The 16,525-nt window shown below is 67.7% G+C and carries 13 protein-coding genes and 1 pseudogene; 9 read left to right on the top strand and 5 right to left on the bottom strand.

What is annotated here, in order from left to right; translation table 11 throughout:
* Window positions 1-495: 495 nt before the first annotated feature.
* Window positions 496-1,809, bottom strand: a complete 1,314-nt coding sequence (locus tag RSP_RS19810; protein WP_002723340.1) for a replication initiation protein — start codon at window positions 1,807-1,809, stop codon at window positions 496-498.
* 595 nt (window positions 1,810-2,404) lie between these two features.
* On the opposite strand from RSP_RS19810, the gene RSP_RS19805 reads away from it, so the two are divergent.
* The 6 genes from RSP_RS19805 (at window position 2,405) to RSP_RS19780 (ending at window position 8,687) form a co-directional block, all read left to right on the top strand.
* Window positions 2,405-3,811: an AAA family ATPase gene (locus tag RSP_RS19805; RefSeq protein WP_011339645.1), complete on the top strand. Its 1,407-nt coding sequence runs from the start codon at window positions 2,405-2,407 to the stop codon at window positions 3,809-3,811.
* Entirely contained in the window at window positions 3,789-4,874 is a 1,086-nt protein-coding gene (locus RSP_RS19800) for a ParB/RepB/Spo0J family partition protein (protein WP_011339644.1), read from the top strand. The genes RSP_RS19805 and RSP_RS19800 overlap by 23 nt, the downstream gene beginning before the upstream one ends.
* A 426-nt stretch (window positions 4,875-5,300) precedes the next feature.
* Window positions 5,301-5,498: a YqaE/Pmp3 family membrane protein gene (locus RSP_RS19795; RefSeq protein ID WP_009566084.1), complete on the top strand. Its 198-nt coding sequence runs from the start codon at window positions 5,301-5,303 to the stop codon at window positions 5,496-5,498.
* 238 nt (window positions 5,499-5,736) lie between these two features.
* Window positions 5,737-6,681 (top strand): Bug family tripartite tricarboxylate transporter substrate binding protein, encoded by a 945-nt coding sequence (locus tag RSP_RS19790; protein ID WP_011339643.1) that lies wholly within the window; start codon window positions 5,737-5,739, stop codon window positions 6,679-6,681.
* On the top strand, window positions 6,678-7,169 hold the full coding sequence (locus tag RSP_RS19785; RefSeq protein WP_011339642.1) for a tripartite tricarboxylate transporter TctB family protein: 492 nt from the start codon (window positions 6,678-6,680) through the stop codon (window positions 7,167-7,169). The genes RSP_RS19790 and RSP_RS19785 overlap by 4 nt, the downstream gene beginning before the upstream one ends.
* Window positions 7,170-8,687, top strand: coding sequence for a tripartite tricarboxylate transporter permease (locus tag RSP_RS19780; RefSeq protein ID WP_011339641.1), 1,518 nt, complete (start codon window positions 7,170-7,172; stop codon window positions 8,685-8,687).
* A 266-nt stretch (window positions 8,688-8,953) separates the two neighbouring features.
* Here the strand turns inward: RSP_RS19780 and RSP_RS19775 are convergent, their stop codons facing one another.
* The 4 genes from RSP_RS19775 to RSP_RS19760 form a co-directional block, all read right to left on the bottom strand.
* Window positions 8,954-9,847 carry a CobW family GTP-binding protein gene (locus tag RSP_RS19775; protein ID WP_011339640.1) on the bottom strand — a complete coding sequence of 298 codons (894 nt, stop codon included), beginning with the start codon at window positions 9,845-9,847 and terminating at the stop codon, window positions 8,954-8,956.
* Window positions 9,840-10,133 carry a hypothetical protein gene (locus RSP_RS19770; protein ID WP_011339639.1) on the bottom strand — a complete coding sequence of 98 codons (294 nt, stop codon included), beginning with the start codon at window positions 10,131-10,133 and terminating at the stop codon, window positions 9,840-9,842. The genes RSP_RS19775 and RSP_RS19770 overlap by 8 nt, the downstream gene beginning before the upstream one ends.
* A 21-nt stretch (window positions 10,134-10,154) precedes the next feature.
* Window positions 10,155-11,057, bottom strand: a complete 903-nt coding sequence (locus RSP_RS19765) for a polysaccharide deacetylase family protein (protein WP_011339638.1) — start codon at window positions 11,055-11,057, stop codon at window positions 10,155-10,157.
* Between the two features lie 325 nt (window positions 11,058-11,382).
* Window positions 11,383-12,243: a MurR/RpiR family transcriptional regulator gene (locus tag RSP_RS19760; RefSeq protein WP_002723319.1), complete on the bottom strand. Its 861-nt coding sequence runs from the start codon at window positions 12,241-12,243 to the stop codon at window positions 11,383-11,385.
* A 147-nt stretch (window positions 12,244-12,390) separates the two neighbouring features.
* On the opposite strand from RSP_RS19760, the gene RSP_RS19755 reads away from it, so the two are divergent.
* The 3 genes and pseudogenes from RSP_RS19755 to RSP_RS19745 all read left to right on the top strand — a co-directional run bounded on the left by RSP_RS19755 (window position 12,391) and on the right by RSP_RS19745 (window position 16,525).
* Entirely contained in the window at window positions 12,391-13,365 is a 975-nt protein-coding gene (locus RSP_RS19755; protein WP_002723317.1) for a TAXI family TRAP transporter solute-binding subunit, read from the top strand.
* Window positions 13,366-13,443: 78 nt separating this feature from the next.
* Window positions 13,444-16,078 (top strand): annotated as a pseudogene (locus tag RSP_RS19750) (TRAP transporter permease).
* A gap of 21 nt (window positions 16,079-16,099) precedes the next feature.
* Window positions 16,100-16,525 (top strand): universal stress protein, encoded by a 426-nt coding sequence (locus tag RSP_RS19745; protein WP_011339636.1) that lies wholly within the window; start codon window positions 16,100-16,102, stop codon window positions 16,523-16,525.

Below are 16,525 nucleotides of genomic sequence, written 5' to 3'. Positions count from 1 at the left end.
AAAGCGCCGAAGCGCTGTCCTTGACGTCGAACCTTCGCACATCTGCCTCGGGCATCGCCCGAGGTCTTTCTGTCCATGTGCCAAGTTACCGAAGTAACGTGACCCACAAGACAGTGAAGCTTTCACCCACATCATCGCCGAAGCTAGTGAGCCGATATGCATCCGGTCCGCCGTCGAAACGACCAAACCGCCCGCATATCCCTTCATCATCATCAATGTCAAAGAGCGCAGAAGACAAAACAAACCGAGACGCCAGTCAACCAGCGATCCCGTCCGCCTCATCTTCCAGATTTCCGAAAGCCTCAAGGCAGCACCGCCGCCTCTCAACCCCGTCACCGTCGCCGTTCCGCTTCGGTGAGGCGCTATCTAGGGAACCGCAAAAAAACCCGCAAGAGGAAAAATGACAGCCGCATGGAAATTCCTCGCAACCCGCTGATCCGCAAGGACTTCACCGGAGCCGCCGCACCGCCTGCCCGCCCCTGCCCCGCCCGGACCTCAGGCCGCGATTCCCTCGAAAATCCCCGGCTCCAGCTCCTCCCAGAAGGCAAAGATCGCCCGCGCATTCAGCGCAGATCCCCAACCCAGCCTCGCAAAATCGGCCCGCTCCAGATCCCCCTCGAGACGGCGCAGAAACAGACGACGGTCCGCGTCCCGCTGAGTCGGGTTCCGGGAATCGGCAACCGCCCGCACCCGCGCGAGTCGCTCCGAGCGGTTCCGACGCTCGGCCGCGACGGCCGCCTCACGCGCGGCCTCCGCGCGCGCCTGCTCTTCTTCCGCAGCCCGGCGTCGGGCCGCGGCCTCCACCGCTTCGGGCGAGGGCTCGGGCGTGGCGGATGTCGCGTAATCGTCGCGCAGCGCGGCCGAGAGATAGCGCACCGGGCTCGTCACCCTGCCCTGCCCCGCGACATAGTCGAGCTTCTCGGCGACGTGGCTCTCGCCATGCTCGGCGATCCACTGCCGGGCCAGCCTGTCGCCGACCCCCACCGCGATCAGCCGCTGGTAGGTGCGCGAGCTGCGCATGGCCTCGCCGTCGTCGATCTCGAACATGGCGAGCTGCGGGTTCTCCTTGATGAGGAAGCGCACGTCGGTGACGGCGCGCGCCATCTTGCGGAACTCGGGCGTGACGATGATGTTCGAACTCTTGTTCACCTCGGCCACCGCGGGCTTGATGATCTTGGCGTTGAGCTGCTTGAAATTCTCGTAATAGGCGCTGTCGTCCACGCCCATGAGCCGCCGGAAGATGTCGATGGGCCACCAGCCGGTCGAGCCCGTGCGCACGAAGCGGAAGCAGTTCTCATAGAGGGCAAGCGCGTGCCCCGACGTGAAGCGCCGCTGGATGTTCAGGTTGATGAGCGCGAAGACCTTCGGATCGTGCAGCTTCTCGGCCAGGGCCGGGGAATAGGCATATTCGCAGATCCCGCCCGAGAGCTTCGCATAGGAAAGGAGAGAAGAGACGCCCCATTCCTGCCGCCCCTTCTGGTCCAGCATGTCCCACTCGGCAACCGTCTCGGCGAGGCTGCGCAGCGAGGCCTTCAGGGTCTCCATATCGTTCGAATTGTAGCCGATCATCAGGCAGAGCGTGCGGGCATCGATCGCATGCTTCGGCCGGGTGATCAGATGGTCGTAGGCGTTGAGGAGCAGCACGTTCGACAGCTTGCGCTGCAGAAGCGTGAGTTTCCCCGAAACGTGGATCGCCGCCACGTTCTTCTTCACCGACTCGCGTCGCAATGCGCCCGTGAGCGCATCGCGTGGAATGTCGCGCAGCGCGCCCTCGGTCGCCCTGCTCCGGCCAGCGATCTTCTGCGCCATGCCCCTGCCCTTTTTCTGCTCGCCCTCATGATGCCGGAAAAGGGACCCTGCCTCAAGCCACGTTCAGGTACCCATCGGGGCCTGAAACGGCCTCCCGTAAACGGGTCCCTGTCGACGCTCGACGGATGCCTTGGGGACCTGTCTACAGGACGAGCGCCCGGACGGCGCCTCCCGGTACGCTCCAAGAACGTCCGCTAACCGCTTGAAAGTGCGAATCGGGATGCACATGGGTCGAATCAGAGCCGGATTCTGGTGCCTGTGAGCCCGGAATCGGATGCTCTTGCCCCTGTTGACGGGTGCCCTCGGTCCTGCAAACCGGTGCCGATCAACCCGTGGATGGGTTCCCAGTTTAGAGTAAAGCACTGAAGGAGATGCAAAATATCTGCGGAAAGACTCTCAAGTTCTGAAAGAACAAACAAGCTTTCACATCCGCGGCTGTGTGTTTTCATCCGATGTTGAGGGAGTTTCGCCTGCGAAACCGGCCTCACGACCCTTCCCATGTCTCTAGTTCGAAGGCTGTTCCCGGCAGCAGCGCGATGTGCCATAGTTTTCAAAACAGGCACCGAAACATGTGACATCGAGTGGACAGTCGGACATGACACGCAAGACGGACTTATCTCTGCCGCCCTACTTCAACCTTGATCCAGCCTCGGCCGCTGCAAAGCTCGGACGACCGGTGGACACGACGCGATTCGCGAAGGCGGCGGCCTTCTGCGCGCGCGGGCGGGACGATCTCGCCCGCAAAGGCTATGCGCCAGACGGCAAGAAGCGGCTGCGCAAGTTCTCGACATGGGAGATCTGCCGCTATCTGATTCCCGTGGCATCGTCGCACCTGCGACGGGTCCTTCGCAACAATCCCGAGCTTCCGCAAGGCGAAGGCGAAGGCGGCGCAAAATGGTTCACCCTCGAGGAAGTGCTCGCGCTGCGAAACTTCTTCGCGGAGGAAGGGGCCGCCAAGAAGGAATATCGCCCTTATCGCCCGAAGGGGCTGCCGGCCAAGGTCGTGGCGGTCGCGAACTTCAAGGGCGGTGTGGGCAAAACCTCGACTGCCGCCCATCTCGCCATGTCGGCGGCGCTCGATGGCTACCGGGTACTGGTGATCGATCTCGACAGCCAGGGCTCGATGACCTCCATCATGGGCGGCAGGGTGGCCGACGAATGGCAGACGGTCTTCCCGCTGCTGGCCAAGGACTATGCGCTCCATGTGCGGGAGGAGAACGAGGTCCGGGAAGCGAAGGGCGAAGGCCCCCTGCCCCTCGACGAAACCCTGACCGAGGCGCTGAAGATCACGGCGGCCGACGTGGTGCAGAAGACGCACTGGCCGAACATCGACTTGATCGGCGCGCAGCTGAACCTCTACTGGGCCGAGTTTCAGGTTCCGGTCTGGCGCATGATGCTGCGGCGCTGGCCCCTGTGGGACGCACTCACCGGGTTTCTGGGGCGTGAGGGGCTTCTGCGGGATTATGACATCATCCTGCTCGATACGCCTCCTGCACTTGGGTACCTTACGATCAACGCGCTGGCCGCGGCCGACATTCTGCTCGTGCCGCTGGGGGCGTCCTTCCTCGAGTTCGATTCCACGGGCCGCTTCTTCGACATGCTGTACTCGACCTTCGCCTCGATCGAGGACGGCGAGAACGCGGCGCGTCGGACGGCGGGGCTGCCGGAGATGAAATTCGAGTGGGACGTGGTGCGCGCGCTCATCACTCGTTTCGACGCGAACCAGCAGACCGATCTGGCGAACGTGGTGCAGGCCTATTTCGGCGATTTCATGAACGCCTATCGGCAGGACTTCACCGCGCTGGTGGGCCAGGCGGGAGAGCAGGTGAACGGCATCTACGAGGCCGACTACCGCGATTTCAACCGCGAGACCTATGTGCGGGGCCGCGAGACCTTCGATCGGACCTATGCGGAGTTCAAGGAGATCCTGATCGGGTCCTGGTGGCGCGATCAGGCGATGGAGAAGAAGGAGGCGGAGAATGGCGAAGCGCAGACGGCTTGAGGCTCCCTCGGCGGAAGAACTCGAGGAGCTGGAGACCGGTTTCGCCCGCGAAACCTCCACCAGCACGCGGCCGCCCATCGCACAGGTGGCGGCGGATGCGGCCTCGCTGGCCATGCCGATGCCCACGGCCGAACGTGCCGCGGCCGCGAAGGACAGCGCCGATGCCACACGGCTGAGGCAGGCCGAGGCCGAAGGGTTGCTTCTGCTCGAGATCCCGCTGGCCGAGATCCGCGCCGATGATCTGACGCGCGACCGGCTGAAGATCGACGGCGAGGAAATGGACGAGCTGCGCGCCTCGATCCGAGCGCATGGGCTGCGGTTGCCGGTCGAGGTGTTCGAGCGGCCGGAGGGGCAGGGAGAGCGCTACGGTCTGATCTCCGGCTGGCGGCGTCTGTGGGCGCTGCGCTCGCTCCATGCCGAGACGGGCGACGGGCGCTTCGCCCGGGTGCGTGCGCTGGTGCGGCGGCCGACCGACGTCTCGGCAGCCTATGTCGCGATGGTCGAGGAAAACGAGATCCGCTCTGACCTCTCGCCTTACGAGCGCGGCAGGATCGCGGCCCTCGCTGCGGGGCAGGGGGCGTTCGGGTCGGTCGAGGAAGCGGTCGACGTGCTGTTCGGCGCGGCCTCGAAGGCGAAGCGGTCGAAGATCCGCAGCTTCGCGCTTATCCATGAAGAGCTGGGCGATCTTCTGGGTTTCGCCACGACGCTGGGCGAGCGGCCCGGCCTGCGTCTGGCCCACGCCCTGCGGCTGGGCTACGCCGGAGCACTGCGCGAGGCGCTGGCGGCGGGGCAGGGCGGCGATGCCGAGGCGGAGTGGCTGCTGATGGAGCCCTTGGTGAAGGCCGCCGAAGGGACGGTGGCGGACCCGTCGCGCGGCGGCCGCCCGCCCCGTAAACAGGTTCCTGTGGCAGCAACGGTCCAGATCGAGCGGTCGGGCGACGGTCCGGGCTACCTGTTGCGGTTGGAGGGTGACGACGTCGACGAAGCGCTGGCGCAGCGTGTCGCGCAGGAGTTGCGAAAGCTGCTGGCGTCGGGGAGGGTTTCGCCGGCGAAACCCGGTTGACCCACAGCTTTCCGAGGGGCGGACGCCGGGAAACCCGGCTTCGCCCCTCGGGACCTTCGGGCTGGACAAGCCACCTTATCGGGACCAGACTTCCCGAATGAGGAGCGTACCCTTGCTTCGATCTCTCTCGACGTGTCCCGGAAACGGGTACTTGTGACGCTCAGGGCCGAGTGAGATTCATGAGTGGAATCGGATCCTTGACTGTTTAACGCGCAAAATTCCTGAAGAATGAGCGCCTCTGCCGACAGTCCCCGCCTCTCTCCGCCGCGGGGTTTTCGCCGCGAAACCTCAAATCCTCGGCCAGATGCGGAGCACCGCGCAGTTCCGGATGCGCCGAGGGGATGGAGGGGCGCGTCTCCGAGGAATACTGGAAAAACGGGCGCCTCGATCCTAGATCCGGCTTCGGAGACAGAAGGACCAATCGACATGCGCCTGATCCTCGCCATTCTGCTGCCCTGGCTGCAGTTCTTCACCATCGGCCGCCCCTTTGCCGGCATCATCTGTCTGATCCTGCAGCTGACGCTGATCGGCTGGCTTCCGGCGGCCATCTGGTCGGTGTTCGCGCTGAGCCAGTATCAGACCGACCGGAAGATCGAAGCGGCGGCGCGCGGCCGTCACGGCTGAGGCACGGCACGCCCATGGGCGGGGCAGGGCCGTCGCGGCTCGCCCCGCAACAGGATGCCGCCTCGAAAACCCTCCCATCCACCACCCCGCCCCTGCGGTTTTCCGCGAGGTCCCGGCGGCTTTTCCTGCTTTTCAGAACGTCCGCGGGATGAGACTGTCGCGGTGACGATCGGTCGCAGGCCGCCGGAGGAGGACCGGCCCCTGCCTCGGGACCGACGTTCCACGAGGGAGGACAGTCATGACACGTTTCATTCTGGCAAGCCTGATGGCGGGCGCTCTGGCGCTGCCGGCGCTCGCTGCCGATTACACGATCCTTGCCCCCGCCGCGCCCGGTGGCGGCTGGGATCAGACCGCCCGCACCATGCAGGAGGTGCTGCGGTCCGAAGGCATCTCGGACAGCGTGCAGGTCCAGAACGTGCCGGGCGCGGGCGGCACCGTGGGGCTCGCGCAGTTCGTGGCTTCGGCGGCGGGCGACCCGAGCCAGCTCATCGTCGGCGGCTATGTGATGGTGGGCGCGATCCTCACCAACGGCTCGCCCGTGGGTCTCGATGACGTGACGCCCGTCGCGCGCCTGACCGGGGAATATGAGGCCATCGTCGTGCCGGCCTCGTCGCCGATCCAGACGGTCGGCGAGCTCGTCGATCAATTGAAGGCGGATCCCGGCGCCGTGTCCTGGGCCGGGGGATCGGCGGGCGGCACCGACCATATCGCGGTGGGGCTGTTGGCCAAGGCGGCCGGGGTCGATCCGACGAAGATCAACTACATCGCCTTTTCGGGCGGCGGCGAGGCGCTGGCGGCGATCCTCGGCAGCCAGGTGACGGCGGGTGTCTCGGGGCTGAGCGAGTTCCTGCCGCAGGTCGAGGCGGGCACGATGCGGCTTCTGGCCGTCACGGCGCCGGAGCGGCTCGAGGGGGTCGATGCGCCCACGCTGGCCGAGGCGGGCTATGACGTGGTGTTGCAGAACTGGCGGATGATCGCTGCGGCGCCTGGGATCTCTGACGAGCAGAAGGCCGCAATTCTGGCCGACATCGAGAAGATGAACGCGTCCGAGGGCTGGCAGAAGGCGCTGGCCTCGAAAGGCTGGGCCAACACCTGGCTCGCCGGCGACGCCTTCGCGGAGCAGCTGGCCAAGGACAGGGAGGCAACGGAAGGGATCCTGCGGGAGATCGGTCTCGTCAAATGAGGCACCGCTTCCCGGACAGTCCGCGCCGCCCCGACCGCGCCGCGGTGGTGATCGGTCTGCTCTTGGCGGGCCTCGGCGGGCTTCTGCTGTGGGAGGCGCATCGCCTGCCGCAGCAGGGCGGCTACGGCGGGGTGGGCCCCGCCGACGTGCCGCGGATGATCGGCTGGGGCCTGATGGCTCTGGCCGTCTGGACCGTGGTCGAGGCGCTGCGCGGGGGCTTCGAGCCCCGCCCGCGCCAGCAGGTGCCGGCCGTGCTCTGGATCGTGGGCGGGCTCGCGGCCCAGCTTCTGCTGCTGTCCGTGGCGGGCTTCTCCATCGCGAGCGGCGTGCTCTTTGCCTGCACCGCCCGCGGCTTCGGCGAGCGGAGGCTCTGGATCGCGCTGCCTGCGGGCCTCATCTTCGCGCTGCTGGTCTATGGCCTCTTCGACGGGATCCTGTCGCTGAACCTGCCCTCGGGCCCGCCCGAGCGGCTGATCTACGGAGGCTGAATGGGCACGTTCGACTTCCTCCTGCAGGGTCTCGCGGTCGCGCTCGATCCGATGATCCTGCTCTATGCGCTGGTGGGGGTCACGCTCGGCACGGCGGTGGGGGTGCTTCCGGGCATCGGCCCTGCGCTGACGGTGGCGCTCCTGCTGCCGGTCACCTACGGGCTCGATCCGGCGGGCTCGCTCATCATGTTCGCCGGGATCTATTACGGCGGCATGTATGGCGGCTCGACGACCTCGATCCTGCTCAACACGCCGGGCGAGAGCGCCTCGATCGTGACGGCGCTCGAGGGCAACAAGATGGCCCGCGCGGGCAGGGGAGGGCCTGCGCTCGCCACCGCCGCCATCGGCTCCTTCGTGGCGGGGCTTCTCGCGACCATCGCTTTGGCGCTGATCGCGCCCACGGTGGTCAAGCTCGCGCTGGTCTTCGGGCCGCGGGAATATTTCGCGCTGATGGTGCTGGCCTTCGTCACCGTCTCGGCCGCCTTCGGCGACAGCACGCTCCGGGGGCTCACCTCGCTCTTCATCGGGCTCGCGCTGGCGGTGGTGGGCATCGACCAGCTGACCGGACAGGCGCGGCTCTCCTTCGGCGTGCCGCAGCTGCTCGACGGGATCGAGGTGACGACGCTCGCGGTGGCGCTCTTCGCGGTCGGCGAGGCGCTGTTCGTGGCGGGCCGCGGGATGCATCGGGACGGCGAGGCCGTCGCGGTGAAGGGCTCGCTCTGGATGACCGCGCAGGACTGGGCCCGATCCTGGAAGAGCTGGCTCCGCGGGACGGTGATCGGCTTTCCCATCGGCGCCATGCCGGCGGGCGGGGCCGATATCGCGAGTTTCCTCTCCTACGCCACCGAGAAGCGCTTCTCGCGCCACCCCGAGGAGTTCGGCCACGGCGCCATCGAAGGCGTGGCGGGGCCCGAGGCCGCCAACAACGCTTCGGCCGCGGGCACGCTCGTGCCGCTCCTGACGCTGGGCCTGCCCACGACGGCCACGGCCGCCATCATGCTCGCGGGCTTCCAGCAGTTCGGGCTTCAGCCCGGCCCGCTGCTGTTCGCCACCAATCCCCAGCTCGTCTGGGGGCTGATCGCGAGCCTTCTCATCGCCAACGTGATGCTTCTGGTGCTGAACCTGCCGCTGATCGGGCTCTGGGTGCGGCTGCTGACCATCCCGAGGCCGTGGCTCTATGCGGGCATCCTGCTCTTCGCCACGCTCGGCACGATCGGGGTCAATCCCTCGCCGGTCGAGCTGGGGATGCTTCTGGGCTTCGGCGTGCTGGGCTATCTCATGCGGCTTTTCAGCTATCCCATCGCGCCGGTTGTGGTCGGGCTGATCCTCGGGCCCATGGCCGAGCAGCAGCTGCGCCGGGCGCTCGCCATCGCGCAGGGGGATGTCACGACGCTCATCGCCTCGCCCATCGCGGCCACTCTGTTGGTGCTCGCGGCGGCGGCGCTGATCGTGCCGATCCTCATGCGCCGCTACGGACGCGGCGACATCCTCGTGAAGATTGCGGCCGACGAGGACTGAGCGCGCCACCCTGCCGGACGGGTCGCCCCTGCCGGATCCGGCCGGGGGCGACGCCGTGGCGGTCGGCGGTGGTCGCGGGAGTTCCCTCGGCGGGAGATCCAATAACCTCATGTTCCAAAATAGGAAAAAGGCCATATCTGGGTCTCCGCTCCGGACGATGCCGGGCGTACCTGCGCACATGCCATTCGCGCTTCGTGAACGGCGGCCTCACCCGCCGTAGAGCTCCCAGGATCGGGCGAGGCGCTCCTCGTCGATGTTGCGCCCGATCAGCACGAGCGTTCCCTCCTCGGGGGCGGGGCGGGGCCGGGCAGGTCGGCCCCCTCGGGCAGGGTCTCGGGCGGCTGCACCATCCGGCGCACGGACTGGAGGAGGAGCCGCCCCGCCGGCGTGCGCACGACCCCCTTCACCCGCACCACATCCTCGCCGCGGGCCTGCAACAGCGCCGAGAGCCAGGTCGAAAGCGCGACCCAGCCTCCTTCCGCCCCGATGCGCAGCCGATGCGGCCGGATCGGAGCCGCCGCCGCAAGCGGGGGCAGAGGATAGGGCTCGGCCGCACCCGCGGGCAGCGGCACCGGCACGCCCCTCTCGGCCGCGGACAGCTCCGCCTCCGGCGCAAGGGCGCGCAACGTGGCCGCGAGCCGCGCCAGATCCGGCGCAGCGGCGGGCTTCGTCAGCACGAGCCGCCCCGCCGCCTCGATCTGCGCGCGGGCGAGCGGTTCGGCGGCAAGCTGCGCCGTCCCATGCGCCGCATCGACCAGCACCAGCGTCTCCGCCAAGGCCAGTCTGCGCACCAGCACCGGATCGGCCGCGACCATGGCCGCGATGGCGCCCGGATCGGCCAGCCCCGAGGTCTCGAGCAGAATCCCTTCGATCCCGCCCGCCTCCGGGCCGCTCTCGGTCTCGCAGATCGCGCGCAGGGCGGCGCGCAGCTGCGCCTGCCCCTCGCAGCAGGCGCAGCCCCCCGCGAGCAGCGTCAGCCGCGCGGCCCCGCCCAGCAGGAGATTGTCGACCGGCGTCTCCGCCGCCTCGTTCACGAGGAGATGATGGCGGGCGAAGCGCCCGGCATGAAGCTGATGGCGCAGCCAGGTGCTCTTGCCCGCGCCGAGAAAGCCTCCGACGAGCGTAAGCGGCAGCCGCCCGTCCCGCCGCGCCTCAGCCATCGCCGAGCGCGCGCGGCGACAGTGGGTCAATGGGCGCCCCGGCCATGCGTCCCGCCGCGGCCCAGAGCGCCTCGAGATCGGCCACCAGCTCGCGCCGGCCGTCCGGCGCGAAAAGCTGGAGGCCCGGCGTCGCCCCGTCGTCGTGGGCCTTGAGCCCGTAGGGCGCCAGCAGCCGGTTGACAGCCGCAACTCGAGTGAAGCGGAGGCGCAGCCGCTCGCCGGGGGTCGCGGCCCCGGCGTCGGTCCAGTGTCCGGGGGCCGCGGGAAAGCCGCAGGCGCTGCACATGGTCGGGCCTCCGCTCCGGTTTCAGATGACCTCGGGCCGCTCCTTGCCCTCGAACGGGTAGCGGGCGCGGAAGTCGTCGGCGATCTCCTCGAAGGTCGCCCATTCGACGCCTTCGTGGCCGTTGATATATTCGATCAGGCGCTCGAGCATCAGCAGCACCTGCGGCCGGCCCGACACGTCGGGGTGGATGGTGAAGGCGAAGACGGCATAATCCATCTCGCGATAGACCCAGTCGAACTGGTCGCGCCACATCTCCTCGATATCGCGCGGATTGACGAAGCCGTGGCTGTTCGGCGCCTTCTTCATGAACATCATCGGCGGCAGATCGTCGACATACCAGTTGGCCGCGATGTCCACGAGGTCGATCTCGTGGCCGTGCTTCAGCGGATGCATCCAGTCGCGCGCCTGCTTGGTATAGTCGATCACGTTCCATTCGTCGCCGACGCGGGCATAGAAGGGCTGGAAGTCGCGGTAGCCCTGACTGTGGTCGTAGCTGAAATCGTATTTCTTCAGCAGGCCCGCGGTCGCGGCCGACATCTCCCACCAGGGGGCGACATAGCCCCGCGGCGCGCGGCCGGAGAGCTTGTCGATCAGCTCGATCGACTTGACCAGCACATCCTCTTCCTGCTGCGCAGTCATGGCGACGGGGTTCTCGTGCAGATAGCCGTGCGCGCCGATCTCGTGGCCGTGGTCGACGATCATCTTCATCTGGTCCGGGAAGGTCTCGAGCGAATGACCGGGGATGAAGAAGCTGGTGCGCAGGTCGTATTTCCTGAACAGCCGCAGCAGGCGCGGGATGCCCACCTCGGTGGCGAAGATGCCGCGCTGGATGTCCGAAGGGCTGTCGCCGCCGCCGTAGGACCCGATCCAGCCCGCCACCGAATCGATGTCGGTGCCGAAGGCGCAGTAGATCTTCTTGGCCATGGGATCTCCTTGTCTGGGCGGCAGGGCCGCGTTGGGGGAAGGCGGCAGACCGCCCGGGGCGAGGCACCGAGCGGTGCCGCAGGGTCTGGCGCAGGCCCGCTTTCGGCCGTGTGGCCCTCTCCGATCAGGCTAGCGTAAGGTCCTTGCAAGGCAACGCACAAATTCCGGAGAGCGGCGCCGCGGAGGCATCGGTTGCACGGTGCGCCGGCCGATGGGGCAGCCTCCGAGACGGACCGTTCAGCGGATGCGCGGGACGAAGGGACAGGCAGTCTCATCGAGCGCGGTCATGCACCAGCCTCGGTCGGAGCCGCGTCACGGAGCGCTCTCAGCGGTGCCGGACATAGCCGCCGAACCGCTCCATCCGCGCCTCGAAGCCCAGAAGGCGCGCCGCGGCATCGGGCGAGCGCGCGGCCATGGCCGACAGGAGCAGCTCGAGCGCGATATAGGCCGCCGTCAGCGACGGCAGGATCTGCGGCCCGGCCATGGGCAGGCGCACCACCTTCCAGGCGCCTTCGGCCACCGGCGCGGAATGGCTGTCGGTCAGCGCGAGGATCCGCGCCCCGCAGCTGCGCGCGACATGGCAGGCGCGGACCACCTCGGCGGAATAATGCTCGTAGGTGATGGCGACCACGATATCCTCGGGCGTGGCCGAGGCGACCTGATCGAGGATGGCGCCCGGCGTCACCGGCACCTCGATGAAGTTCGCGAAGGCCCGCCCCCCGACATAGGAGAAGTAATGGGCAAGCCCGAAGCAGCTTCGGACCCCGATCGTATGGACGCGGCGCGCGGCGAGCAGCGGCTCGACGCAGCTTTCGAGCAGGTCCATGCCCTCGGCCGAGAAGAGCGTCTCGATATTGCCGAGGTTGGCGGTCAGCGCCTCGCCCCAGATGTCGGCCTCCGACCGGTGGCGCAGCGCCTCGGCCCGCTCGCCGTAGCGGATGTTGCGGCGCTGCACGACCTCCTGCACAGCCGAGCGGAAACTGTCGTAGCCGTCGAAGCCAATCTCGCGCGCGAGCCGCGTCACCGTGTTGGGGTTGGTGCCGGCGAGGGCCGCGAGGCTGCGGGTCGAGTTGAAGGCTACGGCCGAGAGATTGTCGAGCAGCCAGACCGCGAAGCCCCGGAGGATCGGCGCATCGCCCGCCGCGACACGGGCCAGCGCCTCTCGGATCTCGGTCTCCTGCTGCATGGCGGGCGGTTCGGCATTCCGTTGGATCCGGCGGACGCTACCACAGGAAGGTCCTCCGGCAAGACAATTCAATTGCATTGTCGTTGGTCGGGAAATATCACAAATGCATTACCCATCCGAGGCCAAGACCAACAGGAGGAACGAAACATGAGAACAGGGAAACCTGCTCTGGCGGGCGCGCTTGCGGGAGCGCTGGCCATACTGGCGGCGCCGGCCCTCGCTCAGGACAATTTCATTTCCATCGGCACGGGTGCCGTGACCGGCGTCTACTATCCCACGGGCGGCGCGATCTGCCGGATGATGTCGCGCAACCGCGCCGAGCACGGGATCCGCTGCGCCGTCGAAAGCACCGGGGGCTCGGTCTACAACGTCAACGCCGTGCGCTCGGGCGAGCTCGACTTCGGCGTGGCCCAGTCGGACGTGCAGTACAAGGCCTACGAGGGCGAGGGCACCTTCGCCGATCAGGGCGCCTATCCTGAGCTGCGCTCGGTCTTCTCGCTGCATCCCGAGCCCTTCACCGTGGTGGCCCGCGCCGATGCCGGGATCGCCAACTTCGAGGATCTGAAGGGCAAGCGCGTGAACGTGGGCAACCCGGGCTCGGGCCAGCGCGACACGATGGAAGTGCTGATGAAGGAACTCGGCTGGACGATGGGCGACTTCACCCTGACCTCCGAGCTGCAGGCCGGCGAACAGAGCCAGGCGCTCTGCGACAACAACATCGACGCGATGGTCTATACCGTGGGTCACCCGTCGGGCTCGATCCAGGAAGCCACCACCGCCTGCGACGCGGTGCTGGTCAATGTCGCGGGCGAGGCCGTCGACAAGCTGGTGGAGGCGAACCCCTACTACCGCAAGGCCACCATTCCGGGCGGCATGTATCGCGGCAATGCCGAACCCACCCAGACCTTCGGCGTGGGCGCGACGCTCGTGACCTCGGCCAACACGCCGGACGACGTGGTCTATGCGCTGGTCAAGGCGGTCTTCTCCGACATCGACCAGTTCCGCAGCCTGCACCCGGCCTTCGCCGAGCTCGAACCGTCGGAGATGGTGAGCGACGGCCTTTCGGCGCCTCTGCATCCGGGCGCGGAGAAGTATTTCCGCGAGGCCGGCCTCATCAAGTGATCCTGCGCCCCTGACGGGGCGGGATCTCCGGGCCGCCGTAAGCTGTCGCTGCGGCGGCCCTTCGCGCAGGAGGGACGCATGACAGACGAGACCCAGCCGAAGAGCCGCAGCTTCACCGACGAGGAGCTTCAGGATCTCGTCGCGAGCACCGACAGCGGCGGACGAAATCCCTCCAACCGCACCGTCGCGATCCTGATCGCGGCGACGGCGTTCCTGTGGTCGCTGTTCCAGCTCTGGATCGCGCAGCCGCAGCTCTGGTTCGGCCAGTATCTGCCCGTGCTGAACTCGTCGCAGACCCGGCCCATCCACCTGACCTTCGCGATCCTGCTGGCCTTCCTCGCCTATCCGGCGCTGAAGAGTTCGCCGCGCGACCGGGTGCCGATCCTCGACTGGGTGCTGGCCCTCGCGGGGGCGGGCTGCGCCTTCTATGTCTTCCTCTATTCGCGCGAGCTGGCCGCGACCGCGCGCGCAGGCCTGCCGACCCAGACCCAGATCGTGGTGGGCGCGGTGGGGATCGTGCTCCTCCTCGAGGCCTCGCGCCGCGCGCTCGGGCCCGCGCTGACCGTGGTGGGGGCGATCTTCCTGCTCTACGCCTGGGTCGGGCAGGGCTGGCTCATTCCCGACATCATCGCCCATTCGGGCCTCTCCTTCACCTCGATCGTGAATGCCCAGTGGCTCGACACCAACGGCGTGTTCGGCATTCCGCTCGGCGTCTCGACGGCCTTCGTCTTCCTCTTCGTCCTGTTCGGGGCGCTGCTCGACAAGGCGGGAGCCGGCAACTACTTCATCCAGCTGGCCTTCGCGGGTCTGGGCGCGCTGCGCGGCGGACCTGCCAAGGCCGCCGTCGTGGGCTCGGCCATGACGGGCCTCATCTCCGGCTCCTCCATCGCCAACGTGGTGACGACGGGCACCTTCACCATCCCCCTGATGAAGCGGGTGGGCTTCTCGTCGGAAAAGGCGGGCGCGGTCGAGGTGGCCTCGTCGGTCAACGGGCAGATCATGCCGCCGGTGATGGGCGCCGCCGCCTTCCTGATGGTCGAGTTCGTGGGCATCTCCTACGTCGAGGTCATCAAGCACGCCTTCATCCCGGCGGTGATCTCCTACATCGCACTGGTCTATATCGTGCATCTCGAGGCGCTGAAGCAGGACATGCCCGCGCTCGGACCGGCGGCCAACCTCGGGCGCATGTTCGCGAAGATCGCTGTGGGCTTCGTGGTGACGGGCGCAGCCTTCACCGGCCTCGTCTGGGCGATCCAGGCGCTGCGCGGGGCTGCACCCGGGATCTCGGACTGGATCGTGATGGCCGTGCTGGGCCTGGCCTATGTGCTGATGGTGCGCGTCTCGGCGCGCCGGCCCGATCTCGCGCTCGACGATCCGAACGCGCGCCAGATCCGGCTCCCCGCGGTGGCCGAGGTCTTCCCCACCGGCCTGCATTACCTGCTGCCGATCCTCGTCCTCGTCTGGTTCCTGATGATCGAGATGCAGTCGCCCGGAAAGTCGGCCTTCTATGCCGTGGCGGTGATGATCTTCATCATCGTGACTCAGCGGCCGCTGAAGGCTTTGTTCCGCGGCGAGGATGTGGGGCAGGCCTTCGGCGCGGGCTTCGGCGACCTGATCGAGGGCATGATCGCGGGCGCGCGCAACATGATCGGCATCGGCGTCGCCACGGCGGCGGCGGGCATCATCGTGGCGACCGTGACCAAGACCCCGATCGGCACCGAACTGGCCGGCCTCGTCGAGATGCTCTCGGGCGGCAACCTCTTCATCATGCTGCTGCTCGTGGGGCTCTTCTCGCTGATCCTCGGGATGGGGCTGCCCACGACGGCCAACTACATCGTGGTCTCCTCGCTGATGGCCTCGGTCGTGGTCTCGCTCGGCGCGCAGGAGGGGCTGATCGTGCCGCTGATCGCGGCGCATCTCTTCGTCTTCTACTTCGGCATCATGGCCGACGTGACCCCGCCCGTGGGCCTCGCGAGCTTCGCCGCCGCAGCCGTCTCGGGGGGGCGATCCGATCCGCACCGGGATCACCGCCTTCTTCTATTCGCTGCGGACGGCGGCGCTGCCCTTCCTCTTCATCTACAACCCGACGCTGATCCTCTATGGCGTCGATCTGGGGACATGGGCGGGCATCCTTCAGGCCGTGGGCGTCTTCGCGGTGGCGACGGTGGCGATGCTCCTCTTTGCCGCCGCGACCCAGGGCTACTTCCTCGCGCCCTCGCGGCTGTGGGAGAGCGCGGCGCTCCTTCTCGTGGCCTTCACGCTCTTCGTGCCGGGCTTCTGGCTCGACCGGATCCTGCCGCGCTTCGAGGAACGCCCGCCGACCGAGCTTGCCCAGGCCTTCGATGCGGCCGAACCCGGCGAGACGGTGCGCTTCGTGGTGCAGGGCCCGGACTTCGCCACCGGTCGGCCCACGCGGCTGACGATGGTCCACACGGTCGAAGCCGAGGCGCCGGCCACGGGACGGGCGGAGGCGGCCGGGCTTCTCCTGCTGCCCGAAGAGGGGCGGCTCTACATGGACGAGCCGATGTTCGGCACCGACTACCAGCAGAAGCTGCAGGGCTTCGACTTCTACGGCACCGAACGGGTCGAGGTCTCGTCGCTGCAAAGCCCCGCGCACCGGCCGCCGAAGCAGCTCTTCTACATTCCGGCGCTGCTGCTTCTGGGGCTCGTCATCGCGCTTCAGCGGCGACGGCAGACCAAGCCCGCCTTCTGAGCGCGCACCAAGGAGGAGACCATGGCCAGAACCATCCTGCTGCCCATCGATCTGGGCAATCCCACGGCCCCCGCCGCGGCGCTGAACGAGGCGCTGAAACTGCTCGATCCCGAAGGGACGCTGCATGTCGTGGCGGTTCTGCCGGACTATGGCTATGCACAGGTCTCGGGCTTCTTCCGGCAGGGCTACGAGCAGGAGGCGCTCAAGGCTCTGGGCAAGGCGCTGTCGGCCTGGGTGGCCGATAACGTGCCCGAGGGGGTGGCGGTCCATCCCCATGTGCTGCACGGCACGATCTATGACGAGATCCTGCGCGCGGCGGGCAAGCTCGAGGTCGATCTGATCGTGATCGGCGCGCACCGGCCCGAGTTCAGCGACTATCTCCTCGGCCCGAATGCCGCGCGCGTGGTGCGTCACGCCCGCCAATCCGTCTATGTCGTAAGGACCTGA

It is taken from the genome of Cereibacter sphaeroides 2.4.1, assembly GCF_000012905.2.
Taxonomy (GTDB): Bacteria; Pseudomonadota; Alphaproteobacteria; order Rhodobacterales; family Rhodobacteraceae; genus Cereibacter_A; species Cereibacter_A sphaeroides.
The sequence above is the reverse complement of the archived record's forward strand: the minus strand, read 5'-3'. Positions and strand labels throughout refer to the sequence as shown.